The sequence below is a fragment of the Arthrobacter sp. CAN_A6 genome (genome assembly GCF_015751715.1).
Classification (GTDB): Bacteria; Actinomycetota; Actinomycetes; order Actinomycetales; family Micrococcaceae; genus Arthrobacter_D.
Window position 1 is genome coordinate 297594 of sequence record NZ_JADOUV010000003.1, and the last position, 26113, is coordinate 323706.

The 26113-nt window shown below is 66.6% G+C and carries 26 protein-coding genes, 1 pseudogene and 2 riboswitches; of the genes and pseudogenes, 6 read left to right on the top strand and 21 right to left on the bottom strand.

The window, feature by feature from the left end; genetic code table 11:
- Positions 1 to 11: 11 nt before the first annotated feature.
- From IWX75_RS07615 to IWX75_RS07625, 3 genes are read right to left on the bottom strand one after another with little or no spacing between them, the layout of a single operon-like run.
- Positions 12 to 743 carry a GAF and ANTAR domain-containing protein gene (locus tag IWX75_RS07615; protein ID WP_196821636.1) on the bottom strand — a complete coding sequence of 244 codons (732 nt, stop codon included), beginning with the start codon at positions 741 to 743 and terminating at the stop codon, positions 12 to 14.
- A 28-nt stretch (positions 744 to 771) separates the two neighbouring features.
- A complete protein-coding gene (locus IWX75_RS07620) occupies positions 772 to 1578 on the bottom strand; it encodes an ankyrin repeat domain-containing protein (RefSeq protein ID WP_334684175.1) in 807 nt (268 codons plus the stop codon).
- Positions 1579 to 1637: 59 nt separating this feature from the next.
- Positions 1638 to 2963, bottom strand: coding sequence for a short-chain fatty acid transporter (locus IWX75_RS07625; RefSeq protein WP_196821803.1), 1326 nt, complete (start codon positions 2961 to 2963; stop codon positions 1638 to 1640).
- Positions 2964 to 3204: 241 nt separating this feature from the next.
- Between IWX75_RS07625 and IWX75_RS07630 the strand changes: the two genes are divergently transcribed.
- Positions 3205 to 3498 (top strand): hypothetical protein, encoded by a 294-nt coding sequence (locus IWX75_RS07630; protein WP_196821637.1) that lies wholly within the window; start codon positions 3205 to 3207, stop codon positions 3496 to 3498.
- Positions 3499 to 3576: 78 nt separating this feature from the next.
- Here the strand turns inward: IWX75_RS07630 and IWX75_RS07635 are convergent, their stop codons facing one another.
- Positions 3577 to 4464: a transposase gene (locus tag IWX75_RS07635; protein ID WP_196821638.1), complete on the bottom strand. Its 888-nt coding sequence runs from the start codon at positions 4462 to 4464 to the stop codon at positions 3577 to 3579.
- 68 nt (positions 4465 to 4532) lie between these two features.
- Complete coding sequence (locus tag IWX75_RS07640; RefSeq protein ID WP_196821639.1) at positions 4533 to 5117, bottom strand: CGNR zinc finger domain-containing protein; 585 nt, start codon at positions 5115 to 5117, stop codon at positions 4533 to 4535.
- A 69-nt stretch (positions 5118 to 5186) separates the two neighbouring features.
- On the opposite strand from IWX75_RS07640, the gene IWX75_RS07645 reads away from it, so the two are divergent.
- Positions 5187 to 5411, top strand: coding sequence for a hypothetical protein (locus tag IWX75_RS07645; RefSeq protein ID WP_196821640.1), 225 nt, complete (start codon positions 5187 to 5189; stop codon positions 5409 to 5411).
- Positions 5412 to 5453: 42 nt separating this feature from the next.
- Here IWX75_RS07645 and IWX75_RS07650 read toward each other — a convergent pair whose 3' ends face one another.
- Genes IWX75_RS07650 through IWX75_RS07675 form a run of 6 tightly spaced genes read right to left on the bottom strand, consistent with a single transcriptional unit; the run spans position 5454 to position 13394 of the window.
- Positions 5454 to 6656 carry an acyl-CoA dehydrogenase gene (locus tag IWX75_RS07650; protein WP_196821641.1) on the bottom strand — a complete coding sequence of 401 codons (1203 nt, stop codon included), beginning with the start codon at positions 6654 to 6656 and terminating at the stop codon, positions 5454 to 5456.
- 10 nt (positions 6657 to 6666) lie between these two features.
- Positions 6667 to 8076, bottom strand: a complete 1410-nt coding sequence (locus IWX75_RS07655) for an LLM class flavin-dependent oxidoreductase (protein ID WP_196821642.1) — start codon at positions 8074 to 8076, stop codon at positions 6667 to 6669.
- Entirely contained in the window at positions 8073 to 9854 is a 1782-nt protein-coding gene (locus tag IWX75_RS07660) for a dipeptide ABC transporter ATP-binding protein (RefSeq protein ID WP_196821643.1), read from the bottom strand. The genes IWX75_RS07655 and IWX75_RS07660 overlap by 4 nt, the downstream gene beginning before the upstream one ends.
- Positions 9851 to 10762: an ABC transporter permease gene (locus IWX75_RS07665; RefSeq protein ID WP_196821644.1), complete on the bottom strand. Its 912-nt coding sequence runs from the start codon at positions 10760 to 10762 to the stop codon at positions 9851 to 9853. The genes IWX75_RS07660 and IWX75_RS07665 overlap by 4 nt, the downstream gene beginning before the upstream one ends.
- Positions 10759 to 11739: an ABC transporter permease gene (locus IWX75_RS07670; protein ID WP_196821645.1), complete on the bottom strand. Its 981-nt coding sequence runs from the start codon at positions 11737 to 11739 to the stop codon at positions 10759 to 10761. The genes IWX75_RS07665 and IWX75_RS07670 overlap by 4 nt, the downstream gene beginning before the upstream one ends.
- Complete coding sequence (locus IWX75_RS07675; RefSeq protein WP_196821646.1) at positions 11736 to 13394, bottom strand: ABC transporter substrate-binding protein; 1659 nt, start codon at positions 13392 to 13394, stop codon at positions 11736 to 11738. The genes IWX75_RS07670 and IWX75_RS07675 overlap by 4 nt, the downstream gene beginning before the upstream one ends.
- A gap of 168 nt (positions 13395 to 13562) precedes the next feature.
- Positions 13563 to 13693: riboswitch (SAM riboswitch) on the bottom strand.
- Between the two features lie 145 nt (positions 13694 to 13838).
- Positions 13839 to 13958: riboswitch (SAM riboswitch) on the top strand.
- Between the two features lie 61 nt (positions 13959 to 14019).
- On the opposite strand from IWX75_RS07675, the gene IWX75_RS07680 reads away from it, so the two are divergent.
- Together IWX75_RS07680 and IWX75_RS07685 are read left to right on the top strand one after the other, a co-directional pair.
- Positions 14020 to 14526, top strand: coding sequence for a flavin reductase family protein (locus IWX75_RS07680; protein ID WP_196821647.1), 507 nt, complete (start codon positions 14020 to 14022; stop codon positions 14524 to 14526).
- A 66-nt stretch (positions 14527 to 14592) separates the two neighbouring features.
- Positions 14593 to 15300: a hemerythrin domain-containing protein gene (locus tag IWX75_RS07685; protein ID WP_196821648.1), complete on the top strand. Its 708-nt coding sequence runs from the start codon at positions 14593 to 14595 to the stop codon at positions 15298 to 15300.
- 61 nt (positions 15301 to 15361) lie between these two features.
- Here IWX75_RS07685 and IWX75_RS07690 read toward each other — a convergent pair whose 3' ends face one another.
- Entirely contained in the window at positions 15362 to 15814 is a 453-nt protein-coding gene (locus tag IWX75_RS07690; protein WP_196821649.1) for a DUF6098 family protein, read from the bottom strand.
- 155 nt (positions 15815 to 15969) lie between these two features.
- Here IWX75_RS07690 and IWX75_RS07695 point away from each other — a divergent pair, with 155 nt between their 5' ends.
- Positions 15970 to 16125, top strand: a complete 156-nt coding sequence (locus tag IWX75_RS07695) for a hypothetical protein (RefSeq protein ID WP_196821650.1) — start codon at positions 15970 to 15972, stop codon at positions 16123 to 16125.
- A gap of 6 nt (positions 16126 to 16131) precedes the next feature.
- Here the strand turns inward: IWX75_RS07695 and IWX75_RS07700 are convergent, their stop codons facing one another.
- The 9 genes and pseudogenes from IWX75_RS07700 to IWX75_RS07740 form a co-directional block, all read right to left on the bottom strand.
- Positions 16132 to 16569, bottom strand: a complete 438-nt coding sequence (locus tag IWX75_RS07700) for a hypothetical protein (RefSeq protein ID WP_196821651.1) — start codon at positions 16567 to 16569, stop codon at positions 16132 to 16134.
- A gap of 68 nt (positions 16570 to 16637) precedes the next feature.
- Entirely contained in the window at positions 16638 to 17543 is a 906-nt protein-coding gene (locus tag IWX75_RS07705; RefSeq protein WP_196821652.1) for a carbohydrate ABC transporter permease, read from the bottom strand.
- 8 nt (positions 17544 to 17551) lie between these two features.
- A complete protein-coding gene (locus IWX75_RS07710) occupies positions 17552 to 18112 on the bottom strand; it encodes a carbohydrate ABC transporter permease (RefSeq protein WP_196821653.1) in 561 nt (186 codons plus the stop codon).
- On the bottom strand, positions 18109 to 18507 hold the full coding sequence (locus IWX75_RS07715; protein ID WP_196821654.1) for a carbohydrate ABC transporter permease: 399 nt from the start codon (positions 18505 to 18507) through the stop codon (positions 18109 to 18111). The genes IWX75_RS07710 and IWX75_RS07715 overlap by 4 nt, the downstream gene beginning before the upstream one ends.
- Positions 18507 to 19511, bottom strand: coding sequence for an ABC transporter substrate-binding protein (locus IWX75_RS07720; protein WP_196821655.1), 1005 nt, complete (start codon positions 19509 to 19511; stop codon positions 18507 to 18509). The genes IWX75_RS07715 and IWX75_RS07720 overlap by 1 nt, the downstream gene beginning before the upstream one ends.
- Positions 19512 to 19927: 416 nt before the next feature.
- On the bottom strand, positions 19928 to 21766 hold the full coding sequence (locus IWX75_RS07725; protein ID WP_196821656.1) for an amidohydrolase: 1839 nt from the start codon (positions 21764 to 21766) through the stop codon (positions 19928 to 19930).
- Positions 21756 to 22337, bottom strand: coding sequence for a GNAT family N-acetyltransferase (locus IWX75_RS07730; RefSeq protein WP_196821657.1), 582 nt, complete (start codon positions 22335 to 22337; stop codon positions 21756 to 21758). Before IWX75_RS07730 ends, IWX75_RS07725 begins: the two co-directional genes overlap by 11 nt.
- A 19-nt stretch (positions 22338 to 22356) precedes the next feature.
- Positions 22357 to 23331 (bottom strand): aldo/keto reductase, encoded by a 975-nt coding sequence (locus IWX75_RS07735; protein WP_196821658.1) that lies wholly within the window; start codon positions 23329 to 23331, stop codon positions 22357 to 22359.
- Between the two features lie 151 nt (positions 23332 to 23482).
- A pseudogene (locus IWX75_RS07740) lies at positions 23483 to 23833 on the bottom strand (aminotransferase class III-fold pyridoxal phosphate-dependent enzyme); the annotation flags it as partial.
- 198 nt (positions 23834 to 24031) lie between these two features.
- Here IWX75_RS07740 and IWX75_RS07745 point away from each other — a divergent pair.
- Positions 24032 to 26080, top strand: a complete 2049-nt coding sequence (locus IWX75_RS07745) for a putative bifunctional diguanylate cyclase/phosphodiesterase (protein WP_196821660.1) — start codon at positions 24032 to 24034, stop codon at positions 26078 to 26080.
- Positions 26081 to 26113: the final 33 nt, after the last annotated feature.

Sequence of the window (26113 nt, forward strand, 5' to 3'; positions counted from 1 at the left end):
TCGCGCTTCGGTCAGTCGCCGAAGTGCGTCTCGACGGCTGCGCTGGTGGCAGCCCGGACGATGCCTTCGGCGACGACGCGGAGCTTCACGTTCCGGTGGCTGGACGCCTTCCGGAGTATCTCGATGGCCTCGATCTGCGTGCACCGGTTCTGCGCGATGATTATCCCGACGGCGATGTCGATGTTCGTCCGCGATTCCATCGCCGCTTTCAGGTTTGCTGCCGCATCCTGGTACTTCGACATCTGCAGTGCGAGTTGCAAGGCACTCGACGCTTCCGCGGCATACTCCTTCACCTGCTCGACGACCTCGGATGGAAAGGCCCCGGGCTCCATCGCGTACAGGTTCACTGCCGCACCGCCGTCGTCGTCCCTCATCAGCGGCACACCGAGGGCTGAGTAGTACCCGCGGTCGCTGATGGCACCGAGGTATTCGCGCCACCGGGGGTCGGTGCGCGTGTCCTGGACGACGTTGATATTGCCCGTTCTCACGGCATCGAGGCAGGGGCCGTCGCCGAACCCGTACTGGACCTCGTCGAGCTCCTTCGCTTCCATGCTGCTGCTCGCGACCGTGGTGGCCCGGTTGCGCTGCTTCAGGGTTATTCCGCACATCACGGTGACCGCAGGCTCAAGGATCTTGGACGTATGCACGGCGAACGCCTCGAGGAAGAGATGGATATTGTCGGACTCGAGGATGAGATGGTGCAACTTGCCGGCACCCGAACCGCCGACATTCGTTTCTGTCATTCCCACAGCTTACGGATATTCACATGTCTTAACTAAAGGGCCGGAGAAGGTCGGCAATGGTGGTGAAGCCCAGGCGCTCGGCGTTCTGCAGTGCTGTGTTGCCTTCGGCGTCCTGGATGCCTGGATCTGCTCCGGCATCCAGCAGCTGACGCACCACCTCCAGCTGGTTCGGGCCACCATCGTTGAGGAGGATTGCCTCCTGAAGGGCGGTCCAGCCCAGGTTGTTGACGTGGTTCACGTCGGTTCCGGCGGCGATCAGGATCCGCACTGTCTCCACATATCCGTGTTCGCTCGCCGGGATCAGGGCCGTTCCCCCGTAGCGGTTGGTACTCCTCACGTCAGCTCCGCCGGCCAGGGTCAGCTGCAGGACTTCGTTGAATCCTTCCGCCCCGGCATACAGGAAAGCCGAGTCCTGGAGGGCATCCTTGGCGTTGACGTTCCCTCCGGCGTCGATGAGTTCCTCGACGCGGGCCGGGTCGTTCGCCTTCGCAGCGAGGATCAGCCGGCGGTCGAGGTCCGATTGTTCCTCCGCGGTAAGCGCTGGCTGCTGGACGGCTGACGACGCCGGTGCGGTGGGCGACAGCAGCGACGGCGCGCTCGACGACGGCAGGCTCGATGACGGCGCCGTCAGCACCGGGGCGGGCGGAGACCCAGCGCCGGGGGGTGCGGCTTCAGCCGTCGTCCCGGCCGGGGTCTCCTCCGGCGACAGGAAACCGTCACCCACCGGTGTGCACGCGGACAGCATCAGGCCGGCAAGAAGCCCTGCCGCAGCCAGAACCGGTCCGGTATGCGCGGACCACTTTCCGGCCCGGGTCCGAATCCGGGAGCTCGTCATGGAGCAAAACTACTCCTCCGCGCATGGAACTGCAGCGGCTCCGGCTGCTGTGCGGGAACTCAGCCCGCGCCGACGATCAGCAGGATTCCGGCGAAAACGATGCCCGACGCGATGAGGGTCACCATGGTATAGCCAAGGATGTCCCGCATCTTGAGTCCTGCGATGGCCAGCAGGGGCAGGGCCCAGAACGGCTGGATCATATTCGTCCACTGGTCGCCGTAGGAAACGGCCATGATCGCAACACTGGGGTCCACACCGAGGCGGTTCGCGGCGTCGAGCATGATCGGTGCCTGAACCGCGAACTGCCCGCCGCCCGAGGGGACGAAGAAGTTCACCAGTCCTGCCGAGAGCAGCGCCAGAACGCCGAAGGTGCCGGGAGTGGCGATGTTCACCAGGAAGTCGGAGAAGACGGCGATCAACCCCGTCGTCGTCATGATGCCCATGATGCCGGCGTAGAGCGGGAACTGCAGGAGGATCTCACCGACGTTGGAGGCTGCGTTCTTGGTCAGGCCGATGAGTTCGAACGGGCTGCGGACCAGCAGGAAGATCAATGCCAGGAACGTCCAGTTCACGATGTCCAGTGTGGCGGTGCCGCCCTGGACGTAGTGGATCACCAGGTAGGCAACGAGGGCCAGGCCGACGACGGTGGTCAGGATCCGGCTCGCATCCACGCGGTCCGCCGGGGTGAGCACGGTCTCGTCGATGGCGGCGTCGTCGTTGTTGTGCGCATCAGCGGGCAGCTCGACGATCCTGTCCCCCCGTTTTGGCGCGACCAGTGCGAGTGCGACGCCGACGAACACGATGGTGGCAACGGCCGCAGTCATGTTCCACCAGGTGAATGTGGTCTCGGTGATGGGGATGGTGCGGCCGAGCTGCTCGGCGATGAAGGAGCCTTCGGTTGCGGCGGTGAGCGGGCCGGAACCGGAGTAGCCCATGTGCCAGACCACGAAGCCGGAGAATCCTGCGGCCACGAGCATGGGGAAGTGCAGCGGGATGCCCTTCTCCCGTCCCTGTGCCGCAACTTCCCGTGCGAGCAGCCCACCGACCACCAGGCCGAGTCCCCAGGTGATGAGCGAGGCCACGGCCGCAACCAGGAACACGAAGACGTACGCCTGCGTCGGGTTCCTGGGCAACCCGGCAAGCCCCCTCAGTAATCTACGCACGGGTCCGGTGTTGGCCAGCGTGTGGCCGAGGAGCAGGATCAGCGCCATCTGCGTCATGAACGCCAGCAAGCCCGCCAGCCCGTCACCCCACCCGACCAGCACGTCCACGGGACCGGCATCGGTGAAGATCAGGGCCAGGATGCCCACGACCAGGCTGAGGACGACGGCGAACACCAGTGCGCTGGGAATGTAGCGTTCCACGAGCGAATTCACAGGCCGCATCACTGCGGAAATGCCGGAGGATCTCTGTCGGGGCTCGGAATGGGCAGTAGGCAAGGGTTCTCCTCAGCTCGGCGATGCTGTCCAGGCGTGCCGGCCGGCACTGTTCAACAGCCTACGGCGTGGTTTGGGGCAGGAGTTTCAGAAGTGCTTCTATTGCGGCTCGATGGTTCCGGCGGCTGGGAGATTTGGGGGAGGTCCGCGGACGGCGTACGCCAACGGGGTGGCACTAATATTCTGAACTATGGACAGTCAAGGAACGCTGCTCGGATGGGCCTTCGGCAAGCCTGGTCATCAGCACCAGCCCGGCTACCTGGATCAGTTGAAGGCAGAGTCCCTCCGCTCCGTCACCGAGGAGGCCGCCTTCAAGGGCGTCGACGTCGACGCGGGGTCCGAAAGCTTCGCTGTCTCACATCGGCCTGCTTTTCCCTCGACCTCCGAAGACGCGGAAGAGATGCTTGTGGTGCGCTGCCGGGTCACTGTGACGGGTCCCGGTGCGGACAAACTGCACGGCGAAGGGCCGATGAACGGCCTTTAGGTAGCCCAGGGGCTGGCCGATCGCACGCCGGCCCCATGATCATTCTCCGGCAGGTCAGCCGGCAGGTCAGCCCGCAGGTCAGCCCGCATCAGCCACCTTCGCTCTGGCTGCCTCGACGGCGGCGTGTGCTTCCTCGGCCCGCTCGGCGGACTCGCGGCGCCGGAGTTCGGCTTCCCGGGTTTCTCCCGCCAAGCCGTCGAGCTCGCGGCACAGTGCCGCCAGGCGCTCCTGCAGGTCCTCGATCGACGCCTTGAGTCCGTCCCGCTTTGCTCCGACCCGATCGGCGCGGGACTCCGCCTGCCTGGCTGCATCATCCGCCCGCTCCGCTTCCGTCTCGGCCCGGCTGAGGTCTACGCGGGCCTGCTCCAGCAGGCGGAGCTGCTCCGGGGAAGTGGACCGGCCGGTGCCGGGCTTCCTCCCCTGACCCCCTTCCGAACGGGCCGGACTGTCGCCGGGTGCGTCGAAGGGGCCGCCTACTGCTCCGTCGAGGGAAACAGGTTCCCACCCCGAGACCTCCAGCGGACGCACCAGACGGGCGGTGAGGACCGCGGCTGCCGCGGCGGGGTCGGTCATCGCCGCCCGCAGGGTCGATTCCACCCCCTCAAGGGCGGCCGGGCCGACGTCGTACCCGAGTTCCCCGGCGACGTCGAGACCCTGCCGGGCCACTGCGGCCAACAGGCGCTGCCGCTGCTGGCCCAGTGCGTGGAGCTGCGCGCGGTCGCTGCCCTCCTGCGCCTCGCGGAGCGATCCGCCCAGTTCGAGCACCTGTTCCACCTCACCGCGCCGATGGGTCACCAGCAGATTGACCAGCCACGCCGCCGTCGAAGCCTTCGGGAGCTTCTTCAGCAGTGCGGCAAGGTCCTTGTCCCCGGTGCCTGTGGCCTCCCTGGCGCGGTCGTTTCGCGCGCCCGTGAATTGATCCAGCGGCAGTGCATACAGTTCGGTGGCAACGGTGCCGAAATCCATGAGATCCTGCCGGTCGGCGCTACACGTGAAGTAACGGGCTGCTGGGGGATGCCCAGCGTACCGTCGGGTTACGCATCAGCGTCAGGGCGCGACTCAGCGTCAGCGTCCGCGGATTGCCGCTTGCGGTAGGCCACCATATTGACGCGGTTGGCGCACCGCACGCTGCAGAAGCGTTTCGAGCGGTTGCGGGACAGATCAAGAAGCAGCCCGGAGCAGTCGTCGGCGTCGCAGACGCGCAACCGCTCGGTCTCCGCCGCACGGATGACATCAACCAGGGCAAGGGCCATCTCGAGCCGGATCCGCGTCGCAAGAGGTGCGTCGGGCGAGGCCGCATGCAGATGCCAGTCCAGTCCGTCGTGTCGGGCGAGGCGCGGCAGGACCTCGCCGCTCTCCAGCAGGGCATTGACCTCGGACACCATGCTGTCGCGGTCCAGCGCCCAGATGCGGCGGAACTCAAGACGGGCGCGTGTCATGTCGGCCAGTTCCTGATCATCGCCGTCGATGCGTCCGGAGAAACGGTGCTCGGCTATCAACGCGGCGAGATGCTGCGTGGTGGTGAGTTCATCCTCCCCGGACGTGGATGCCGCAGGATCGGTGTTGGCGAGGGCGACGCCGAATTCCAGGACGTCCTCTGTGTCATAGGCAAAATGCACTTGACCCCTTATCTAATCCGCTCTAATGTCAGTGTCATAGCTCTATTGAACCATTACACAGCAGGAGCTGTGAAGAGAGGCACTGTCATGGTCACCGCGCTCTACGTCCTCACCCTCATCTCTGTTTTCGCTGGTATCGGCAGGCTCTCCATGCCGCGGCGGGAGCGAGCCCCGCTCAATACCTGGACCCTGCGGGACGTGTACTTCAATGTTCGGCGGGGCCTCGCGGTGGTCTCCGGTTTCGGTCCTCCGGATCCGGCATCGAGGCATGCAGGGCAACCGCTCGGGCGATAACTCGCCGGGCCGATGACGCGCGGACACGGGTTGCCTGCGGTTTCAGGGATGGAAGCGGTCGAGCTCCCCGGTCAATTCCCACCCGCCCACCGCCCGAGCCTTGTAGATGGCGGGATTGTGGGAGGCGATGGTGCGGGCATTGCGCCAGTGCCGGTCGAGGCCGCGCTCGATGGACACCGCCGACGCCCCGCCCACCTCGAACAGCCGGGACGTCGCGCTGAGTACCTGGTCGATGACGGTCACCTGCGCCTGGTAGACAGCCAGCTCCGCTTCATCGACGGCGTCGCGTCTCATACCAGCACCGGACGCCTCGGTGAGGACGCCGAATGCCTTCCCGAGCGCGCGTGCCGCAGCGCTGACCGAGGCCTCAGCGGAGAAGGCGAGGCTTGAGACTTCACCGATCACCTGCTGCACCTGCGGATCCCCGGCGGGCACGGACGACGTCGCATTCGCGTACGTGCGGGTGCGCGGCGCAACGAAGGCGACGACGTCGTCCGTTGCGGCCCGTGCTATGCCTGCGAGTGCGGCCACCAGGACCAGCTGGAAGAAGGCGTGCACGTGACTCGGCTGGCTCCTGTCGAAGGGCCTGACGTCGGCGGGATCCACCCGGACGCTCCGGAACACCGTGGTGCCACTGCCCGTCAGTCTCTGGCCGAACCCGTTCCAGTCGTCGAGGCACTCCACGCCGGGTGCGCCGGCAGCGACGGCATAGGAGACCCGTTGGCCACCGGAAACCGCGCTGCCGGCAATCCAGTCCGCGTAGAGGCTGCCGGTGCTGTAGTACTTCGTCCCCTCCAGGAGCAGGTCGCCGTCCACGGCCGAGATGGTGGTGCTGATGTCCGTGAGCGATGCCCCGGTCAGCTCACTCGAGGCGTTGCCGATCATGGCGCCGCCGGCAATGACGGGAAACCAGCGCTCGGCACGAGGACCGCCGTCGTCGAGAAGGAGCCCTTCCACGAAGGCGAAGTGCCCCCGCCAGAGCTGGGCGAGGTTCGAGTCGGCAGCGGCGAGGTTCGTCAGGAGCAGGAAGAGCTGGGGGAGGGAGGCGCCGAGTCCGCCACGGTCCTGCGGTATTCGCAGCGCTCCGAATCCTGCCGTCTTCAGGGACTCGACCTCGGCGGAGGGAAGTTCCCGCTGCACCTCACGCAGTGTCGAGCCTGCGGCGATGTGATCGAAGAGCGGGCCGAAGCGGGCAAGCAGGTCCTGGTCGGTCGGACGTGTTGCAGCGGTTGCTGTTGCTGTCATCGAGGCTCTCCTAGACCGAAACCGAAGCGAGGGCCGGCGAATCGAGGTTCGCTCCTCCGCGGTAGCGGGCGCCCGGGTGGGAGTCGAAGAGCCGAGCATTACCGGCGCCGAAGAACCGCTCGCGCAGGGTTCCCTCCTCATAGGAGGTGCGGTACAGCCCGCGGCGCTGGAGTTCGGGCACCACGTGTTCCACGAAGTCCTCGGCCGTACCGGGGGTGAGGAACTGCCGCAGGTTGAATCCGTCGAGGTCGGTCTCACGAACCCACCGCTCAATCTCGTTGACCACTTCGACCGCCGTGCCGACCGCGAAGAACGGCCCGCGGTCGAACCGCGTCACCCGCCCCAGCGCCTCACCCACCGTGGTGCCGGCCGGCAGGCGGCGGTTGCTGGGCTGCCGGTCCCTGCCGGGTCGGTTCTCGCGCGCAAGGATATCCTCGACGAGCTCGCTCGGATGGTATGCCGCGAGGTCGATGCCGCCTCCGCCCAGATGCGCGAGGTAGCCCTCCGCGCTGGAGAGTTTCTCGAACTCCTCCGCCTTCCGCTGCGCGTCCTTGGAGGTTTTCCCTACGATGACGACGGCACTCGCGAAGGTCTTGATGTGGTTCCCGGCACGGCCGTTCGCCTGGGCGAGGCGCCGAAGGTCGGCCACGTTGTCGCGGTACGCCGCAAGGTCGGTGCCGCCCACGAAGACCGCCTCGGCGTGTTTTGCCGCGAAGGCTTTGCCCGCCACCGAACTGCCGGCCTGGAAGAGGACCGGGGTGCGCTGGAGGGACGGCTGGGCCAGGTGCGGTCCGGCCACCGAGAAATGGGGCCCCTGGTGGTTGATGTACCGGACCTTCGTGGGGTCGGTGTAGACGCGGCGTTCGCGGTCCTGCACCACGGCGTCGTCATCCCACGATCCCTCCCACAGCTTGTAGAGGACATCGAGGTATTCGTCGGCTATCTCGTAGCGGCGGTCATGTTCCACTTCGTCGGGCAGCCCGAAATTCCGTGCCGCGTTGGGCAGGTAGGAGGTCACGATGTTCCAGCCGAAGCGCCCCTTCGTGAGGTGGTCCAGCGTCGAGGCGCGGCGTGCGAAGGCGAAGGGCGGCTCATAGGTGGTGGAGAAGGTCGCAGCGAAACCGAGATGCTTCGTGGCTGCCGCCATCGCGGGGATGACCAGCAGGGGGTCGTTGCTCGGAATCTGCACGGCTTCGCGGAGTGCTGTCTCCGGTCCGGCGCGGTAGCCGTCGTAGGTTCCGACGACGTCGGCGAGGAACACGGTGTCGAAGAGCCCGGCCTCGAGGAGCTTGGCTTCCTCGACCCAGAAGTCGAGGTCGTTGAAGCGGTGACGGTTGTTCTCCGGATGGACCCACAAACCGTGCGAGATGTGGCCCACGCAGTTCATTTCGAAAAGGTTGAAGGCGATTTTCTTGGTCATGAGTGGATCTGCTCCTTGACGGAAGGAAGTGGAGGGGAGGGAAGCTGCGGGATGGCGCTCAATAACTCCCGCGTGTACGCCTGGTCGGGCTGCAGGAAGACGCGGTCGATGGGACCGGATTCCACCACCGCGCCGTTCTTCATCACCAGTACGGTGTCGGCGATGTGGTGGATGACGCCGAGGTCGTGGGAGATGAACAGGTAACTCAGCGAGAACTCCTGCTGCAGGTCGGCAAGGAGGTCGAGGATCTGCGCCTGCACCGACACATCCAGGGCGGAAACCGGCTCGTCGCAGATCAGGACTTCGGGCTCGGCGGCCAGGGCACGGGCGATGGCGACGCGCTGGCGTTGGCCGCCCGAGAGCTCGATGGGCCGGCGCTCGTGCTCGTCGGCCCCCAGTCGGACCAGGCCGAGAAGCTCGCTGATTCGTTCCGCACGGGCGGCACGGGGGACACCCGCGGCCAGGAGTGCTTCGCCGATGATCCGGCCGACGGTGTGCCGCGGGTCGAAGGAACTGAGGGGATCCTGGTAGATCATCTGCACGGACCGGCGCGCGGTGCGGTTCCCGGACCGTCCCAGGTCCTCCCACGTTGCGCCGTGCAGGAGCACGCTGCCCGAATCGGGTTTCTCGACGCCGAGGACCATGCGGGCCGCAGTGCTCTTTCCGGAGCCGGATTCACCGACGATGCCCAATGTGGTGCCGCGCTCGAGCGAGAACGACACCCGATCCACGACCGTGCGGTTCACGCGGTCCGGACCGGGAAAGGTCTTGGTGATGTCCTTCACCGACAGGATGGTGCTGTGCCGATTACCGCCCACCTGCCCGGCGGCGCGGGGTGTGGACCGGCTGCCGGCGGATGGAACGGACTGGCTGCCGGCGGATGGAACGGACTGGTTGCCGGCTGGAGGGGCGGGTCGAGGAACGGCCACGGGTGCATCGGGGCGCCCCTGCACGACGACCCGGTTCCCGCCGAGCCGCGACCCGCGTGAGGTGGCCGAAGGAATCGAAGCCAGGAGCTCGAGGGTGTAGGGGTGCTGGGGATCCTGCAGCACCTGCTGGGTGGGGCCCTGTTCGACGATCTCGCCGTCCCGCATCACCGCGATCCGGTCCGCGAGGCCCGCCACGACGGACAGGTCGTGGCTCACCACGAGCATGCCCATGGAGCCGGTCTTCAGCCGATTCAGCAGGCGCATCACCTGCGCAGCCACCGTGGCGTCAAGCGCCGTCGTCGGTTCGTCCGCGATGAGGAATCCCGGGCCCGCGGCGATTGCCGAGGCGATCAGCGCCCGCTGCCGGAGGCCGCCGGACAACTGATGCGAGTACTGCAGGGCCCTCAGCCCCGGTTCCGGCACACCCACCTCTGTGAGCAGTTCGAGGACGCGCGCCTGCCGGGCGGCCTTTCCGAGGTCGGTGTGGAGTTTCAGCGCTTCGCCCACCTCGTCGCCGATCCGGCGCAGTGAGTCCAGTGAGGACAGGGCGTCCTGAAGGACGAAGCCGATGTGCCGGCCGCGCACCGACTTCCACTCGCGCTCGCCCCAGCCACGGGTGTCCTCCCCGCGGAAGGAGACGGCTTCGGCGCTGAGGTGCGACTGCGGCCCGGTCAACCCGACGAGCGTGCGTGCCGTCACTGATTTCCCCGAGCCCGACTCGCCGACCAGGGCGAGGCATTCGCCGGCATGGACGGCGAGGGAAACGTCCCGGAGGACGGTGCGCGGGGCGCGTCGCGGACCGAAGGAAACGCTGAGGTTCTTCACCTCGACGATGGGTGTGCTGGTCATGAGGTTGTCCTTCCTTCGGAACGGCGGCGCAGTTCACGCCCGACGACGGTGATCGCAAGGACGGTCCCGACGAGGAACGCGGCCGGCAGCGTGATGAGCCATGGCGCGTTGGAGATGAAGTTCCGTCCGATGGAGAGCATGGCTCCCCATTCCGGTGCGGGTGGGGGAGTGCCGAGGCCCAGGAAACTGAGCGAGGCACCCGCGCCGATGGCGGACCCCACCCCGATCGTGGCCAGGACGAGCACCGGTTTCACGACATTGGGCAGCACGTGGTGCAGCAGGACATGCCAGCGAGGGAAACCCAGCACGCCCGCCGCCTCCACGTAGGCCGCCCGCCGCACCAGGTGCGCCTGGGTCCGGGTGATGCGCGCGTAATAGGCGATGCTGCCCGCGCCGATCGCCAGGATGGCGTTCTCGGTACCCCCGCCGATGATGCCGATGACCACCAGCGCGAGGATGATCTCCGGCACCGCGAGGGTGACGTCGAGGAAGCGCATCACCGAAGCCTCGACGAAGGGTTTGCTCAGGCCCGCGAAGAGTCCGAGGAGCGTCCCGCCGACAAGCCCGATCGCCGTGGCGCCGACTCCGATATACAGGGAGGTCCGGGCTCCATGAACGATCCTGCTGTAGACATCGGCCCCGGACTCGTCGGTCCCGAACCAGTGCGCGGCGCTTGGCGGGCGGAAGCTCTCGGCAGGGTTCACGGAATATGGATCGGTGGAAGCCAGGACGTTCGGGGCCGCGACGGCGAGGGCGAGCCAGGCAAGAAATCCGACGGCGAGGATGAGGCCGGGCCGGAAGCGCCGCCGTCTCCGGGAAGAGCGTACCCGGTTCCGGGTGGCGGCAGCCGGAATCTCCGGGGGGATCTGGACTACCGGGACCGTGCCCGGTCGAAGGTCGATGCTCATGCGGTTACCACCCTTGGATCGATGAGCGTGTAGAGGAGGTCGACTGCGAGGTTGACCACCACGTACACGGCTGCTGACAGCAGGACGACGCCGATGATCACCGGCAGGTCCTTTTCATACACGGAGGCGAGCGCAAGACTTCCGACACCCTGCCTGCTGAAGAGGGTCTCCACGATCACCGAACCGCCGAGGAGGGCGGCGATGAGGAACCCGGACATGGTCAGGACGGGGATCACGGCGTGCCGGAGCGCGTGGAGCACGCGGACCTGGGCGTCGCGCATTCCACGCGCCCTGGCGGTGAGGACGAAGGCCTGCTCCAGCACGTCGTCGAGCTCGTTGCGGAGTACCTGGGAGAGCGGGCCGAACACCGCGAGTGCGAGCGTCAGTGCGGGCAGCACGAGCGACGCCGGCCCCTGGTTGCCGCCGATCGGGAACCAGTGCAGGCTGAACGAGAACACCATCAGCAGGGCGAAGCCGATCACGAAAGTGGGGGTCGCTGCGCACACCACCTCCACACCGGATACCAGCGAGCGGATCCACGGGCGCCGCTGCGCGGACGCAAGGGCGACGGCGAACGTGAGCGGCAGCGCGAGAAGCGCGGCTGCACCGGCGAGCTGCGCCGTCGAACCGATCTGTTGCCCGATGGCCTCGGTGACGGGGATGCGCAGCCGGTAGGACTGGCCGAGGTCGCCCTGCAGCAACCCGCCCAGGTAGTGGAGGTACTGGATGGCCAGGGGCTCGTCGAGCAGGTAGTCCTGCCGCACGCGGTCGATCGCCTCCGGGGTGGGTCGGGCATCGGGTCCGCCCAGGATCAGGAGCGCCGTGTCTCCCGGGATGAGGTACACCGCCAGGAAGGTGAGGGTTGCGGCTCCCCACAGCACGCCGACTCCCACGACGAGGCGGAGCGCGATGCGGCGGGCCACCGCACCGGGCCGGCGGACCTTTCCGATGCTCTCCGGGGCCAGGGTTCCCGTCACTGCGCAAGCCAGGCGTAGGTGAGGACGGGAACGGGGTGGGACGTGTCCGTCGCTACGCCCTGCACCGAGTTCGAGTAGGCGAACTGGCTCGGATTCTCGTAGAGGGGCAGCCCCGGCACCAGATCGGTGAGCCGGTGCTGTGCCTGCGAGTAGGCCTCCGCTGCGTCAGGGCCATCGGCCGCGCCGCGAGCCCGCAGCAGGATCTCATCCAGTTCCGGGTCGTTCACGTAGGAGGAATTCTGGCCGATGCGCTCGCCGGTGATCTCCGAGGAGTGGTACCGGATGAACAGGACGTCCGTGGTGTTGGTGTGCCACACCCCCGCCAGGGCGTCGTAGTCTCCGGCGTACCTCAGTTCCGTGAGCTGTGCCTGGGGAAGCTGGATGATCTCCAGCTCGATCCCTACCTTCCGGACCTCACCCTGCAGCTGGACGAGGAGGGGACTGGGAGCCGAGGCTTCCACTGTGGGAACTTCGACGGTCAGCCGCTCGCCGTCCTTCGTGCGGAAGCCCTCGGCATCGCGGGAGTCCCAGCCGGCGTCGTCGAGCAGTTGGTCTGCGCGCTCGGGATCGTGGGTCAGTGTGCCTTCCACCGAGGGGTCGTAGTACTTGCTCTCCTTCGAAAGGTACGAGTCGATAGGGGTGTAGGTGCCGAAGCCGAGGCTTTCCGTGACCGCCCCGGTGTCCACGGCGGCGGCGAAGGCTTCCCGGACGGCCGGGTCGCTGAAGGGCTCCCGGTTCAGGTTGAAGCCGAGCACGTACGGACTGCCGGTGCGCGGCAGGTTCTCGTAGGTGAACGCCGGGTCCGCCTGCACCGCGGCCGCGTTCTGCGGCGCGAGGTTCTCCGTCAGCCCGTACTGGCCTGACACGAGGGACTGGTAGCGGATCACGGGCTCTGCGACCACGGTGACCTCGACGCCGTCCAGATGGGCCTCGCCGGTCCCGCCGAGCCAGTCGGGAGCCCAGCCGTATCCCTCCCGCTTGGCGTAGCTGATGCTCTGTCCCGGCTGGTAGGCCTCGAGGACGTAGGGCCCGGATCCCACCGGGTTCTGGCACAGGGTTTCCGGTGACTCGGTGATGGCCTTGCCCGAGTTCATGCCCAGCCAGGACTGCGCGAGCGTGTAGAGGAAGGGGGTGTAGGCGTACTCGAGGTGCGCTTCGAAGGTGTAGTCGTCGATCACCGTTCCATCGACGTAGGGCGCGATGTAGGCAGCGGCCAGCGGCGACTTCGTGGCAGGATCCCGCATGTGCTCGAGGTTTTGCTGGAACACGGTCGCGTTCCACGGCGACCCGTCGCTGAACGTCACGTCCTTTTTGAGGTGGAACGTGTACGTCCTGCCGTCCTCGGAGATGTCCCAGGACTCGGCGAGATAGGGGGCGATCTCGCCGTCGTCGTCGAGCGTGACCACGTTGTCGTAGATCAGCCGGCCCAGGAACTGCTGCTGCGTGGCCGAGATGCCGTGGCCGTCGAGGCAGCCGGGCTCGGCGGAGATCGAGACATTGAGGACCCCGCCGTCCACGGGCGTGGCGTCAGCGGGCACGGTCTGCGTCCCGGCAGGGGAAGCGCAGGACGCGAGCAGACCGGCGACGACGGCGAGGGTTGCGCCGCGGGTCAGGGTGCGACGAACCCGGAAGCGGGCATGAAAAGGCAGGGACATGGGGTTCCTTCTGTGCGCTGTACGAGGAAGCGGGCATGGGTCATCGCGGCAGGGACTGCGCAATGGGAGATGGTGGCGACGGCGGCCGGCCGGGCCGGTGCCGCAGGCGGGGTGGCGTCAGGCGGTGAGAAGTGGACAGCTGTGGGAACGCATCATGCGTCATCCTTCCGGTTGCTCTTGACCGCACCGGACGCCGCAACAGATGCGGTGGGCGCAGCCCGCTTCGTCATCCGAACCACCCGGAAAGCATGGGGTTGGTGCGCGGCCAAGTCGGAGCTTGACGGCCGCATCTCTTGAAGCTGACCCCACTGTATGCGGGATTTTTCCGCTGTCCAGTCGGGTCAGGTCACAGACGGTCATAAAGGGCAGGCAGCAGCTTTCTTACGTTCTGTGTCGTGCCCGGCGTTGACGGCGGGCTCCGGGTGCCCCTAGCGTGGGAGGCGCAATCAAGAGTTCCAGCCACAGGCCCTGGCCGGCTGGACAGCAACCCTCTCGTCGTAGCGGGGTGCTCCAGGTGATGATTCGGCCGCTGGGCAGTTTTCGCCCGAGCGGCAAGTACGGCGTTTCCCCCGCTGCCTTCTGTTTCTCGGTGTGCGGGACGACGCCTTTTTCGAAGGATGTGGGCATGGCGTTGGATGTCAATTTGGAGCCGGCGGTTCTCCGGCAGGCTTTCGGGCGGTTTCCCTCAGGGATCGCCGCGCTCTGTGCCCGGGTGGATGGAGTTCCCGAGGGCATTGTTGCTTCCTCGTTCACCGTGGGGGTGTCGCTCGATCCGCCACTGGTGATGTTCGCCATCCAGAACACCTCGCGCACCTGGCCGGAGCTGCGAAAGCAACCCCGTATCGGTGTTTCGGTCCTGGCCTCCGGGCAGAAGGATGCCTGCCTGCAGATCGCGTCGAAGTCAGCCGACCGGTTCGCAGCACTCGACATCGAAGACACACCCGCCGGCGCCGTTCTGCTCTCCGACGCCGTGCTGTGGCTGGACTGCTCGGTCGAGGCCGAATATCCCGCCGGGGACCACCAGGTGGTGCTCCTCCGGGTGCACGGCCTGCAGTTCGAGGACAAGGACTCTGCGCCGCTCGTGTTCCACGCCTCCGAATTCCACCGGCTGCCGGAGCCGTCGCTGGTATAGCGGGAAATGTTTCGAATCGGGGCCTCCCGGGTACTGATACCGGAAACACTCTCCGAAAGGACGCCCATGTACCAGTCAGTCGCCAAGCAGACCGTCGCCGAACTGGGTGGCCCCACGAGCGTCCTGGTCCGGCAGAAGAACGACCACGTCAAGCTCAACGCCTTGCTGAAGGAACTGGAGGGATCGAGCGGAGCCGAGCAGGGCGATGTGCTGCGGCGCATCTACCGGCTGGTGTTCCCCCACGCCTTCGCCGAGGAGGCGGTGCTCTGGGCCGTGGTGCGGCGGGTCCTGCCCGACGGCGAACAACTCACCCTTAAGGTGGAGCAGGAGCACCAGGAGGTCAATGAACTGGTGACGCGGCTCGAAACCCTCGAGGAGGGGGACCCGGAGCGGGAACGCGTGCTCGACCGGCTGGTCGAGGTGCTGGGGGAGGACGTGGCGCGGCGGCCGCCAGGCAACGCCGTCGCGGCGGTTCCGCTGTCCCTCATCGACCGCATCCGCGACGCGGTCGACACCGCAATACTGCAGAGGCCGAAAGCCGTTCCACCGGTTCTTCACCGCACGAGCACCCTGCTGGCTCGGGTCGCCCATTCGATCGAGCACCTCCCGCTCCTGACACACGGAGAGGACCCGAGCACGAGCAGGGGAGGCCGACGGTCCGACGGGAGCAGACGACGCCGGCCTCCCCTCGCGGGCGTTGTCGTTGTCGCGGCCGAAGGAGTTGTGGCGGGAGAGCTGGTGTTCCGCGCGCTCACCCGCCGGGCTCGCCGCTGAACGCTCGATCCCGGCTCGGGCCTGGCGGTTCGGTTCCTAGCCGGTGCTCGCCGCATCCGGTTCAGTCCTGCGACGGCCGTTCGCCGGCATCGAAGTGTTCCTCGTAGACCCGCTTGGCTTCCTGCAGCACCTCCGGATCGAGCCGGCCGAGCGGGCGGACGTCGACGAGCAGCGGCTCGCAGTCCGGGCCCCGGCCCACGCACGCCCCGGTGAGTACCCATGCATAGCGGTCCTCGTCCTCCGCAAGGTGCTCGTACTGGCAGATCTGGCGTGCAAGCCAGTCCTTGAGCGGCCGGGTCCACCACGACTCCGGTGTGAGGGGGTTGACGGACAATCCCGGCAGCGTCAGCCCACTCTCGGCGTCGAGACTGCTGGAATCCCTGTCGGCTTCGAAGCCCTTGGAGTACCGCAGGTAGAGGTAGTCGACGGACGGCACGAGATCCGCGAGTTCAGCCAGGCTGGAGAGGGTGAGCTCCCCGGATTCTGCTTTGCGCGGTGCGGTGGCGGATTCCATGTGGCCAAGCCTAGGAAGGGTCGTCCCCGGGCTCAACAGCAGGGATCGGTGAACCGGCTCTTTACTGCTGCTGTGCGACGTGAGATATTCCTGTTCCTCCATCGGTGAGCAAGGTCTAATTGAGGGAAGACGTGCGTTCAACGAGGAGGTAAACCATGGAAGCATCCTGCCCGTCCTGCGGAAAGCCGCTGCAGGAGTTGGATGAAAGCCAGTGGCCCGCCGAGGGGCCCGTTCCCGAAGGGACCCTTGGCGTCTTCCAGTGCGAGGGGAACCACCGGGTGATAGTCGCCGAACCGCAGATCCAGGCGTAGGCGCACTCAGACTTCGGGGAGTTCCCGGATCGCCAGGTTCGGGTGCAGCAGCCGGTAGCCCTCGGCGTCGAGGGAATCGCGGTTGTACTCGTCGGGGAGCAGCACCACCGTGGCCCTGCTGTCACGGATGATCACGCCGGGCTCACCCGAAGTGATCGGGCCGCACTCGAGTGCCACCCCGATGCCCTCCTCCACCAGGAGGCACGCAGTACGCCCGTCGGAATCCGTGGGTGCCGCCACGAAATATTCGATGCCGTCGCGGTCGGCAAGGAAGCGGGTGGAGGAGAGGTCGATCCCCTCGAGATCCCGTTGGATGGTGACGATGTCCTGATCCGCCTGTGCCTGTTCGAAGACTTCCAGGACCGGTGCATCGCCGCACGCGGTCAGCAGCGGCAGGGCCAGCAGGATTCCCGCGGCTGCGCGGAAAAGCCGAAAATGTTCCATGGGTCTCCCATCCTATTCGGTGGGCACTGCGGTTCCGTGAAGGCTGCGCCGCTGCCCTCCTGAGGACTTCAGCGGATACCACTGCGGGCGAGGCCCTGAACGAAGTACTTCTGGAACATCAGGAACATCAGCACGATGGGCAGGATCGAAATCAGGGCAAGGGCCATGATGGCCCCGTAGTCCGCCCCGTACTGGCCCCGCAGGAAGATCAGCCCGATCGGCAGGGTGAAAAGCTCGCTGTCCTTCAGCGCGATCAGCGGCCAGGCGAAATCGTTCCACTGGTACATCACCGTCAGCAGCACCAGCACCGCGATCAGGGGTTTGCAGAGCGGAAGGACGATCTGGAGAAAGATCCGGACGTTGCCGGCGCCGTCCATCTTTGCAGCTTCCATGAGTTCATCCGGTATCGCGATGATGAACTGGCGGGCCAGGAAGATTCCGAAGGCCGACGCCGCCGACGGCAGGATCACGGCCCAGAACGTCCCATAGATCCCCAGTTCCGTGACCAGCCGGAACTGCGCCACCATCAGCACCTGGACGGGAATCATCATGGTACTCAGGACCAGCAGGAAGATGACGCCCTTGCCGCGGAAGGTGAGCTTCGCGAAGGCATACCCGGCCAGCAGGTTCACCGTGACGGTGAGGAGGGTAACGATCGACGTGATGGCCACGGAGTTACCGAACCAGAGAGCGGTGGGGAAGCTCGTGAAGATGCGCCGGAAGTTGTCGAGGGTCCAGGACGAGGGCCACAGGTTCAGTTCCCGGCTGAAGACATCGACGTTCGGTGAGAACGCGAGCGTGATCATCCAGTACAGCGGGAACATCATCACCAGTCCGACGACGACGGCGGTTCCCAGTCGTGCCGCGTTCGCGGCACGTGCCGCGGGTGAGACGTGTCGGACGCGCTGGACGACGGGGCCGGCGGCGTCGTCGTTGCGAGCCTGGGTGCCGTGCGCGTTGAGGGACTGTGCCATGGGAGTTCCTATCCTGCCGTGTCCCGCGAGCGGTTGCCGTACCACTGCACGGCCGTGAAGATCAGGGTCAGCAGGAAAATCACGATGCCGATCGCTGCTGCGTAGCTCTGGTCCCGTGTGACGAAACCGTTCTCATAGGCGTAGGTCACAAGGACCGACGTCGATCGCCCGGGACCACCGCCGGTCATGACGAAGATGGTGTCGAAGACCTGGAACGAGTAGATGACGTCCATGATGAGCAGGAAGAACGTCGACGGGCCGACGAGGGGAACGGTGATGTGGCGGAACTGCTGCCACGAGTTCGCTCCCTCGAGGCGGGCGGCCTCGTAGAGCTCCGGCGAGATACCCTGCAACCCCGCGAGGTAGATCACCATGTTGAAGCCGACCCGGATCCACAGCGTCACCAGGATGATCGAGGCGAAGGCAGCGGTGCCGTTCGATTGCCAGGGAACAGTGCCTGCACCGCCCGCACCGAGCAGTTTGTTGATGATGCCCGTCGCCTCATCGAACAGGAGTACGCCGATCAGGGCGGTCGCCACCCCCGAGATCACCATGGGGAGGTAGATCAAAGTACGGAAAGCCTGCGCCCTGGAAGTACCGAGTTCATGAGCACCGCCAGGCCGAGCCCGAGGGCAAGGCTCAGCGGCACGGTGATGAGGGTGAACACTCCCGTATTGGCCGTGGACTGCCAGAACGTGGGGTCGGCGATCAGCCGCCGGTAGTTGTCAAGGCCCACCCATCCGCTCGCCCCGAAGCCGCTGGACTCCTGGAAGCTGATGAGGAAGGCCCAGCCCAGCGGGATGAAGAGGAACAGTCCGAGGAGAACAAGGTTGGGGGTGAGGAAGCCGTAGGCCGCGCTGGTGGAGCGGAACCGTTTCCCGGTCCGTCCGGCCCCTGGGTCATAGGTCGCTGCCGGTGTCGGGGGTGCGGCGGATCCCTCGCGCTCGGAGGTGCCCGCGGACATCAGCCGGTGGCCTCGGCCACCGCTGTTGCTATGTTCGCAAGCGTCTCGTCCACCGACTGGTTCTGGGTGAAGGCGGCTTCGAGCTGGTCACGCAGTTTGGGGTTGATCTCCGCCATCGCCGGGTTTGTCAGTTGCTGGACGTCCTCGGGCTGGAGTGTGGTGGCCTGGTCCACGAAGATACCGGCGATATCGGGGCGTGTCTGGTAGTCGAGTTCGGTGCCTACCAGCGACTGCAGGGTGGGCAGTTCCATGGCGCGTGCGCAGAAGTCGGACATCTGGTCCGGCTGCACCATGAACTTGAGGAACTCGGCTGCGAGTTCCGGGTTCCTCGCGTTCTTGGTGGCGACGAGCGCGTTCCCGCCGAGGTCGCATGCCCCACGTTCGTCGCGGGGCAGGTAGGTTGCGCCCCATTCGAAGTCGGTGATGGTTTCGTCCAGACTGGGAAGCACGAAATTACCGACGAACGCCAAAGCCGTCGTGCCGGCCGCGAAAGCGTTATCGGCGTAGGTGGAGGACTTCACCGAGCTGTTGGGCGGCACCAGGTTCTCGCGGAACAGGTTCTGCGTGAAGGTGAGGGCCCTCGTTCCGGCCTCGGACTCGATGGCGGGCCCTGAGAGGTCGTCATTGAAGAGCCGTCCCCCTGCCTGGAAGAGCCAGCTCAGCCAGCGGGTGGATCCGCCGAGCTGCCAGTTGTAGACAGCGGGGTACAGATCCGGCGGAAGGGAGGCCCTGAGCTGCTGGGCAACGCCCTCGAACTCCTCCCAGGTCCAGGCGGAGTCGAGGCTGTCCGGAACGCTGGAAATACCGGCCTGCTCGAACAGGTCCCGGCGATACACGATCGCTGAGGTATCCGTCTGGTGCGGCACTCCGTAGGGCATGCCGTTGAACTGGATGGCCTGCCACATGGCGGGGAGGAAGGCTTCGGCCTCGGCGGTGTCGAAGTAGCTGCTGAGGTCGAGCAGCTGATCCTGGCTGCTGTAGGCGCCGATGGTTCCGTAGTCCACCCGGAACAGGTCCGGCGGTGCCCGCCTGGAGCTGGGCGTCGATGTTCTGGAAGATCTGCTCGTAGGGCACCAGGTTCAGTTTGACGGTGACCCCGGCATTCGCTTCCTCGAAGGCGGCGATTCCGCGCTTGAAGCCTTCCTCCTCGGCGGGGCTTCCCCACGTGGTGAAGGTCAGCTCGTTGTCACCGCTCGACTCCTCGTTGCTGCCACCCGAGAATCCGGCGCACCCGCCGAGGGCCGCAGCCGTTGCAAGGAGACCTGCTCCACCGAGAATTTGCCGCCTGGAGATCGTCATGGAGAAGCCTTCCGCGTAGGGTGGACGACAATATACACCCGCCGCATGCTCCCGATTTTTTCTATCCAAGCGGCCGATTAGGCTGCACAATCACCGCTGCTGCCCATCCGATGCGCGGGAATCATGGGCGACCGGCATCATGCACCACGACGCCGCCCACCATTGTCAGCGCGGCCCGCACCATGTGCAGGTCGGTCGGATCCAGTTCGAAGGGGTCAGTGCTGAGAACGACGACGTCGGCCAGGGCGCCGGGCGTGATCGTCCCGCCGTCGTCGAGCCGGTTCACACGGGCGGACCCCGAGGTGTAGGCGCGGAGGGCTTCCTGCAGGGTGAGTGCCTGGTCCGCGACGAGCGGTCCGGCGTCGGGGTGGGCCGGGTGCGCGCGGTTGACCGCAACGGAGATGGCCTGCCATGGGTCGGGGCTCGAGATGGGCCAGTCCGACCCCATGGCGAGCGGGGCCCCCGCGCGCTCCAGCGCAGCGAACGGGTACTGCCAGCCGGCCCGCTCGCCACCGATCAGGGGCACGGTGAGGCCCAGCATCTGGTCGTCGTTGCAGGCCCAGAGGGCCTGCAGGTTCGCAGTGACGTCGAGGGCGCCGAAACGGGGGATGTCGTCGGGATGCACCACCTGCAGGTGGGCCATCTGGTGCCGCGGCTCCCAGGCGGAGTGCGTCCCGGCAGGGGGTGTCAATTCCGTGGCGCCGCGCGATTGCCCCACGGCGTCGAGCGCGGTGCGTACGGCGCGGTCACCGATGACGTGGAGGTGGAGGTCGAACTCGGCGGCGGCAAGCTCCGCCGCGAGCATCGTGAGGACCTCCGGGGAGAGGTAGAGGAAGCCGCGGTCGGAGGAGGGACCGGCGTTCCTGCTGCACGCGCAGGACGCCGGGCCGGCAGCGGAACCGAAATCCGGGTTCGGATGCTGGTCCTGGTTCTGATTCGGGAGCGACTGCGGAGCCGGATGAGCGGCCGACTGCCGATCACAGTACGGCTCCAGCATCGCCGCCGTGCGGTTCTCGGGTACGCCGTCCACCATGATCTTGGCGCTGGAGGTCCGGAAGCCCGCGTCGGCGTTGACCCGGCGCCGCTTCCGGAACTCCTCGACCAGGGCGCCCACTCCTGCCGCCGTCGTCGTCCGCGGTACCCAGAGCGCCCCGGTCGCGCGGCCGGTGAGCCGGCCGTTCGCGCTGAGCTCGCGGTACGCCGGGCTGGCATCGGGATAACCGGCATAGTCGCCGAGGATTGCCTCCTGCCACCCCGTCACGCCCACCGAGTGCAGGTAGCGTTGGGCCTCGAGAATCCCGCTCACCAGAGTCGCGGAGGCTACCGGTGGCAGGAACGTCGACACCAGGTCCATGGCGCCCTCGTGGAGGATGCCGGTCGGTGCGCCGTCCGCGAAGCGTTCGATCCGCCCGTCCGGGGGGTCGGGAGTTCCGGCGCCGATCCCTGCGAACCTCAGCGCAAGGGTGTTCACCCAGGCACTGTGGTGATCACGGTTGAGGAGGTACACCGGGCGGTGTGGCACGACGGCGTCGAGCAGGTCCGCCTGCGGGAAACCTCCGGGATAGTGGCCCTTGTACCAGCCGCCGCCGGTGATCCAGGCCGGGCCGGTCTGGTCCGGGCGCGCGTGGTCAGGGGCAGCATCCGATGGGGCGGGGGTGTTGCCGGCGTAATCGGCTATCAGGGCCAGCGTCTCAGCGGCGCTCGCGGCCGGTGTCAGGTCGCACGCCATCCGCTCCACTCCGCCCATGGCCGCGTGATTGTGTGCGTCGGTGAAGCCGGGTGTAAGGAGGCGTCCGGCAAGATCGACGCTCTGCCGCGCAGCACCGACGGCGGCCCGCACCTCGGCATCGGTCCCGACTGCGGTGATCCGTCCGCCGGAGATGGCCACTGCGGTCGCCCCCGGCCGAATCCGCTGCCCGTCGAAGATCCGGCCCGAGTGGAAGACCCAGTCAGCGCTCACGCGCGCCCCGCGCCGTCGTCGTACCATCCGGTCGCGCCAGTTCGTCGTCCCATTCCAACGGCGTGACCGTACCGCCCGCCCAGTCCACCCGCAGGATCGCGTACGCCACGGACGCCACGAAGCGGTTGCCGCCGACGGGCCAGCCGAGCCGGTAGTGGGCCTCCTTGAGGAAACCGGAGCGCAGGAAAACCCGGCGCATGGCCCGGTTGTCCTCCCGGGTCTGGCCCTCGAACCTTCGGACGTGCGGCAGCGTGGTGAAGACGAGGTCGCACACGGCCCGCACCACGAGCTCGCCGTGGCCCTGCCCGCGGTGCCCTTCGGCGAGGCGGAGGTCGAACATCGGTGTATCGTCCTGGAGGTCCTCCAGCACGACGAGCCCGATCCGCCCGGAATCCGCCTCCACCCAGTAGCCCTGCGACTCCTCGCTCCAGAACCGCCCGGATGTGACCGCCGCCCGCGCGGATTCATCGGTATGACCCGCAACCACGTGGAAGGGGAACGAGTTGGAGGTCAGGAAGTGGACTATCCCGTCGGCGTCACCGGCCGTCATCGGTCGGAGGGCCACCGCCATCAGAGAAGCCCGTGCCGCACTAGAAACCGACCACCGGGTGGGGAACGTAGTGGCTTTCGAGCGACTCGACCTCATCGGCGGTCAACTCGATCGCCAGCGACGCCAGCGCATCCTCGAGGTGGCCCGGCTTCCCGACGCCCACGATCGGCGCCGACACCACCGGGTTACGTGAAACCCAGGCAAGGGCGATCTGCGCGCGGGACACGCCGCGATCCGCTGCCACCTCGCCGACGGCGTCGGACACCCGGCGGTCGGCGTCGAATGTCCCATACAGGGTCTTCCCGAAGGCGTCGCTTTCCGAGCGCGACGTCGTTTCATCCCACGCGCGAGCCAGCTTCCCACGGGCCAGCGGGCTCCACGGGAGCACACCGATGCCCTGGTCGGCGCACAACCCGTACATCTCGCGCTCCTCCTCGCGGTTGATGAGGTTGTAGTGGTCCTGCATGGTGACGAAGCGTGAGAAGCCGTTGAGCTGCTGGAGGTACAGGGCCTTCGAGAACTGCCACGCATACATCGAGGAGGCCCCGAGGTAGCGCACCTTGCCGGCCCTGACGGCGTCGTGCAGGGCTTCGAGGGTTTCCTCGAGGGGCGTCGAGGGATCGAAGCGGTGGATCTGGTACAGGTCCACGTAATCCGTGCCGAGGCGCCGGAGGCTGTTGTCGAGCTCGGCGAAGATCGCCTTGCGGGAAAGGCCCGCGCCGTTGGGGCCATCGTGCATGCGGCCGTGCACCTTCGTGGCGATCACGACGTCGTCGCGCCGGGTGTAGTCGGCGAGCGCCCGTCCGACGATCTCCTCGCTGGTGCCGTCCGAGTAGACGTTGGCGGTGTCGAAGAAGTTGATGCCGGCGTCGACGGCGAGCTTGATGAGCGGCCGGCTTTCGGCTTCCGGCAGCGTCCAGGGGTGGGAGCCGCGGTCCGGTTCGCCGTAGGTCATGCAGCCGAGGGCCAGCGGGGAGACGTCGAGGCCGGTGGAGCCGAGTTTTCCGTAGTTCATGGTCCAACCCTATAACCCCCGTTGATTACGCACCTATGGCTGGCAACCGGCCGGAATAGCAGCCATACGTGCTTAATCAGCGGGGGTGGGGGTTAGTCCTCTCCGTACTTGTCAGCCACCGTCAGCGCATCGTCGAGGATGGCGAGCCCGACGGCGTCAGTTCCGAAATCAGGCGGGCTGCCTCGGAGCGGGCATCGTTCACATGCTGTGGAGCCACGGTGCAGAGCTTCGCGGCCTGCTGCTGGATGGCGGCTACGACAGCGGGGTGCTGGTGGCCGATATTCGTGAAGACCGACTGCGAGGATAAATCGAGCAACCGGTTGCCGTCGATGTCCCACACCTCCGAGCCGTTCGCCTTGGTGATGGTCATCGGCTGGATGAGCTCCTGTGCGGACCAGGAGTGGAACCCATGCCGCCGGTCCAGTTCGTAGGCTCGGCGTCCGTCGGCGAGGTCCTCCTGGCCGGGACCGTTCGATACCGGCACATCGGCGGAAATACTCATGCTTCTTCCTTCCAGAGCGGGTTCCGTGCGCTACTCCTACCTACTGTGCCATGGAAGCCTGCCACCTCCGCGGCGGATTCCGATCGACCTACGCGTTAACGATCCGGCCCCGCGATTAGCGGTTAGCATTCCAGTAGATCCGCGGCTGCCTGGGGGGACCTCCCCCGGCGGCCTCGTGTTCTCGAAGGGGATTCCGCCATGCAGCTGCGCTCAGCACCGCACTTCGCCGATGCCGCATTGCCCGACGACCTCCTCATCCAGGCCATGGCTGCCACGTCGGAAATCTCCCTCATCACCGATGCCCGGCAGAACATCCTCCACGTCTCCGATTCGTTCATCGCCATCACCGGGTACGGCCGTGACGAGGCACTGGGCAGGAACTGCCGGATGCTGCAGGGCCCTGGAACCAATCCCGAAACCACAGCGGCCATCCGAGGGGCGCTGGCGGCGGGCGAGGATTTCAACGGCGAGATCCTCAACTACCGCAAGGACGGCTCAGCCTTCTGGAACGCCCTGCGGATCACACCACTGCGCTCGGGGAACGGCGTCATCACGCACTTCGTCAGCGTCCAGCGGGACATCAACACGCGGATGGCGCTGCTCGAGCAGCTGCGTTTCCAGGCCCTTCACGATTCGGTGACCGGACTGCCCAATCGAATTGCCATGGGCACCCGGCTCGATGAGCTCTTCAGCGCCGGCGCCCATCCCGAGGTGACCTCGGCGGTCGGTGTCATCGGCCTCGACGACTTCCGGACCGTGAACAACACCCATGGCCACGCCACGGGGGACGCCCTGCTCAAGGAATGGGCGGCCCGGCTCCAGGGACGCCTGAGGGACGAGGACTTCCTGGGCCGGATGGGGGGCGACGAGTTCGTTCTCATCCTCAAGGACGTGGTGCGGGAAACCGTTCACCTCGACCTTCCGCGGATCCTCGAGCGACTCCACGAGGCGGTGGAGTCTCCCTTCCTGGTCAACGGCGAGAGTGTCCGGATCGGAATGAGCCTGGGCGTTGCACTCTTCCCCGAGGACGGCCTGGATGCGGCATCGCTGCTGAAGAGTGCCGATACGGCTCTGTCCGACGTGAAAATCCGCAAACGGAAGCGGAACCTCTGGTGGGAATTGGCAGGGGAAGTCCCTGTGGTCGAAGGTGCTGTCGTGGATTCGATGCTGCACCATCGGTTGAACGAAAGCCTCCGGACGTCGGTGGTGCCATTGGACGAGTATCGGCTGGCACTGTTCGACGACGGCCTTGAGATGCATGTGCAACCGGTGATCGACCTGCGCGACGGTTCCGTGCGGTTGGTCGAAGCGCTGGCACGCCTGCGGCTCCCGGACGGCCGCCTCACGTCTCCCGACGAGTTCCTGGCGCACCTCGGTCGCACCGATCTGGACCACCTTTTCACCGCAATGCTCGAGAAGGCGCTCTCCCAGCTCGCGGTGTGGGATGTGCAGGGGCTTTCCCTTGATATCTCGGTGAACCTGCCACCCGCAACCCTGCTCGAACCGGGCCTTGCCCTGTTGATCGAGCAGGCGCTCAACCGTTCCGGAATCGCTCCCCAACGGCTCGGCCTTGAGTTGCTCGAGTCCGAAACACTGGAGTGGGAGTGCCAGCGGCATGCGCTGCAGGAGCTCACCAGGCTGGGTGTCGGTATCTCGATGGATGACCTCGGGGCCGGTTACAGCAGCCTCAAGAGGCTCTCGTCCCTGCCCTTCAAGGCGATCAAGCTGGACCGCGACCTGCTGGCGGGGATCCGGCACAAGCCTCCGGAGACCCTGAGCCTCATCGCAACGCTGATCCAGATGGGCAGGGACTTCCGGATGACCGTTGTCGTCGAAGGCCTTGAGGATGAGGGAGTGGCGGAAGCCGCTGCGATCCTCGGAGCCACGCTCGGGCAGGGTTACTACTTCAGCAGGCCGATGCCCGCGGCGGACGCCGCCGCCTGGGTTGCGCACTTCGGGTACCCACTTCGAACACACCACTTCCGCACCCACCTCGGCGCCCTTGCGTACCACTGGCAGTTCGCCCGCCTCGGCTCACCCCATCCGCGCACGGTCGGGGATTGTCCGCTCACCGCCTTCCTCTCGCGGATGAGTCCGCCCGCGGACGTCGAGCGCTGGCACGCCCAGCAGCACGACGCGCGGGCCATCCACCCGGGAGCGGGGCGCCTGCTTGTGGACTGGTTCGTGCGCCAGATCCGGGACGACATGGAGGCGGCGGACATGCTGGCGGGACGCACTGCACCCTGACTGTGCATGCCGTGCCATCTAGGGCAGGATGAA

Bases quoted from the DNA above. Each gene is read 5' to 3' on its own strand.
- IWX75_RS07615 (WP_196821636.1), bottom strand. From the start codon at position 743: ATGACAGAAACGAATGTCGGCGGTTCGGGTGCCGGCAAGTTGCACCAT.
- IWX75_RS07620 (WP_334684175.1), bottom strand. From the start codon at position 1,578: ATGACGAGCTCCCGGATTCGGACCCGGGCCGGAAAGTGGTCCGCGCAT.
- IWX75_RS07625 (WP_196821803.1), bottom strand. From the start codon at position 2,963: ATGCGGCCTGTGAATTCGCTCGTGGAACGCTACATTCCCAGCGCACTG.
- IWX75_RS07630 (WP_196821637.1), top strand. From the start codon at position 3,205: ATGGACAGTCAAGGAACGCTGCTCGGATGGGCCTTCGGCAAGCCTGGT.
- IWX75_RS07635 (WP_196821638.1), bottom strand. From the start codon at position 4,464: ATGGATTTCGGCACCGTTGCCACCGAACTGTATGCACTGCCGCTGGAT.
- IWX75_RS07650 (WP_196821641.1), bottom strand. From the start codon at position 6,656: ATGACAGCAACAGCAACCGCTGCAACACGTCCGACCGACCAGGACCTG.
- IWX75_RS07655 (WP_196821642.1), bottom strand. From the start codon at position 8,076: ATGACCAAGAAAATCGCCTTCAACCTTTTCGAAATGAACTGCGTGGGC.
- IWX75_RS07660 (WP_196821643.1), bottom strand. From the start codon at position 9,854: ATGACCAGCACACCCATCGTCGAGGTGAAGAACCTCAGCGTTTCCTTC.
- IWX75_RS07665 (WP_196821644.1), bottom strand. From the start codon at position 10,762: ATGAGCATCGACCTTCGACCGGGCACGGTCCCGGTAGTCCAGATCCCC.
- IWX75_RS07675 (WP_196821646.1), bottom strand. From the start codon at position 13,394: ATGTCCCTGCCTTTTCATGCCCGCTTCCGGGTTCGTCGCACCCTGACC.
- IWX75_RS07680 (WP_196821647.1), top strand. From the start codon at position 14,020: ATGGCGTTGGATGTCAATTTGGAGCCGGCGGTTCTCCGGCAGGCTTTC.
- IWX75_RS07685 (WP_196821648.1), top strand. From the start codon at position 14,593: ATGTACCAGTCAGTCGCCAAGCAGACCGTCGCCGAACTGGGTGGCCCC.
- IWX75_RS07690 (WP_196821649.1), bottom strand. From the start codon at position 15,814: ATGGAATCCGCCACCGCACCGCGCAAAGCAGAATCCGGGGAGCTCACC.
- IWX75_RS07695 (WP_196821650.1), top strand. From the start codon at position 15,970: ATGGAAGCATCCTGCCCGTCCTGCGGAAAGCCGCTGCAGGAGTTGGAT.
- IWX75_RS07700 (WP_196821651.1), bottom strand. From the start codon at position 16,569: ATGGAACATTTTCGGCTTTTCCGCGCAGCCGCGGGAATCCTGCTGGCC.
- IWX75_RS07705 (WP_196821652.1), bottom strand. From the start codon at position 17,543: ATGGCACAGTCCCTCAACGCGCACGGCACCCAGGCTCGCAACGACGAC.
- IWX75_RS07715 (WP_196821654.1), bottom strand. From the start codon at position 18,507: ATGTCCGCGGGCACCTCCGAGCGCGAGGGATCCGCCGCACCCCCGACA.
- IWX75_RS07730 (WP_196821657.1), bottom strand. From the start codon at position 22,337: ATGGCGGTGGCCCTCCGACCGATGACGGCCGGTGACGCCGACGGGATA.
- IWX75_RS07735 (WP_196821658.1), bottom strand. From the start codon at position 23,331: ATGAACTACGGAAAACTCGGCTCCACCGGCCTCGACGTCTCCCCGCTG.
- IWX75_RS07745 (WP_196821660.1), top strand. From the start codon at position 24,032: ATGCAGCTGCGCTCAGCACCGCACTTCGCCGATGCCGCATTGCCCGAC.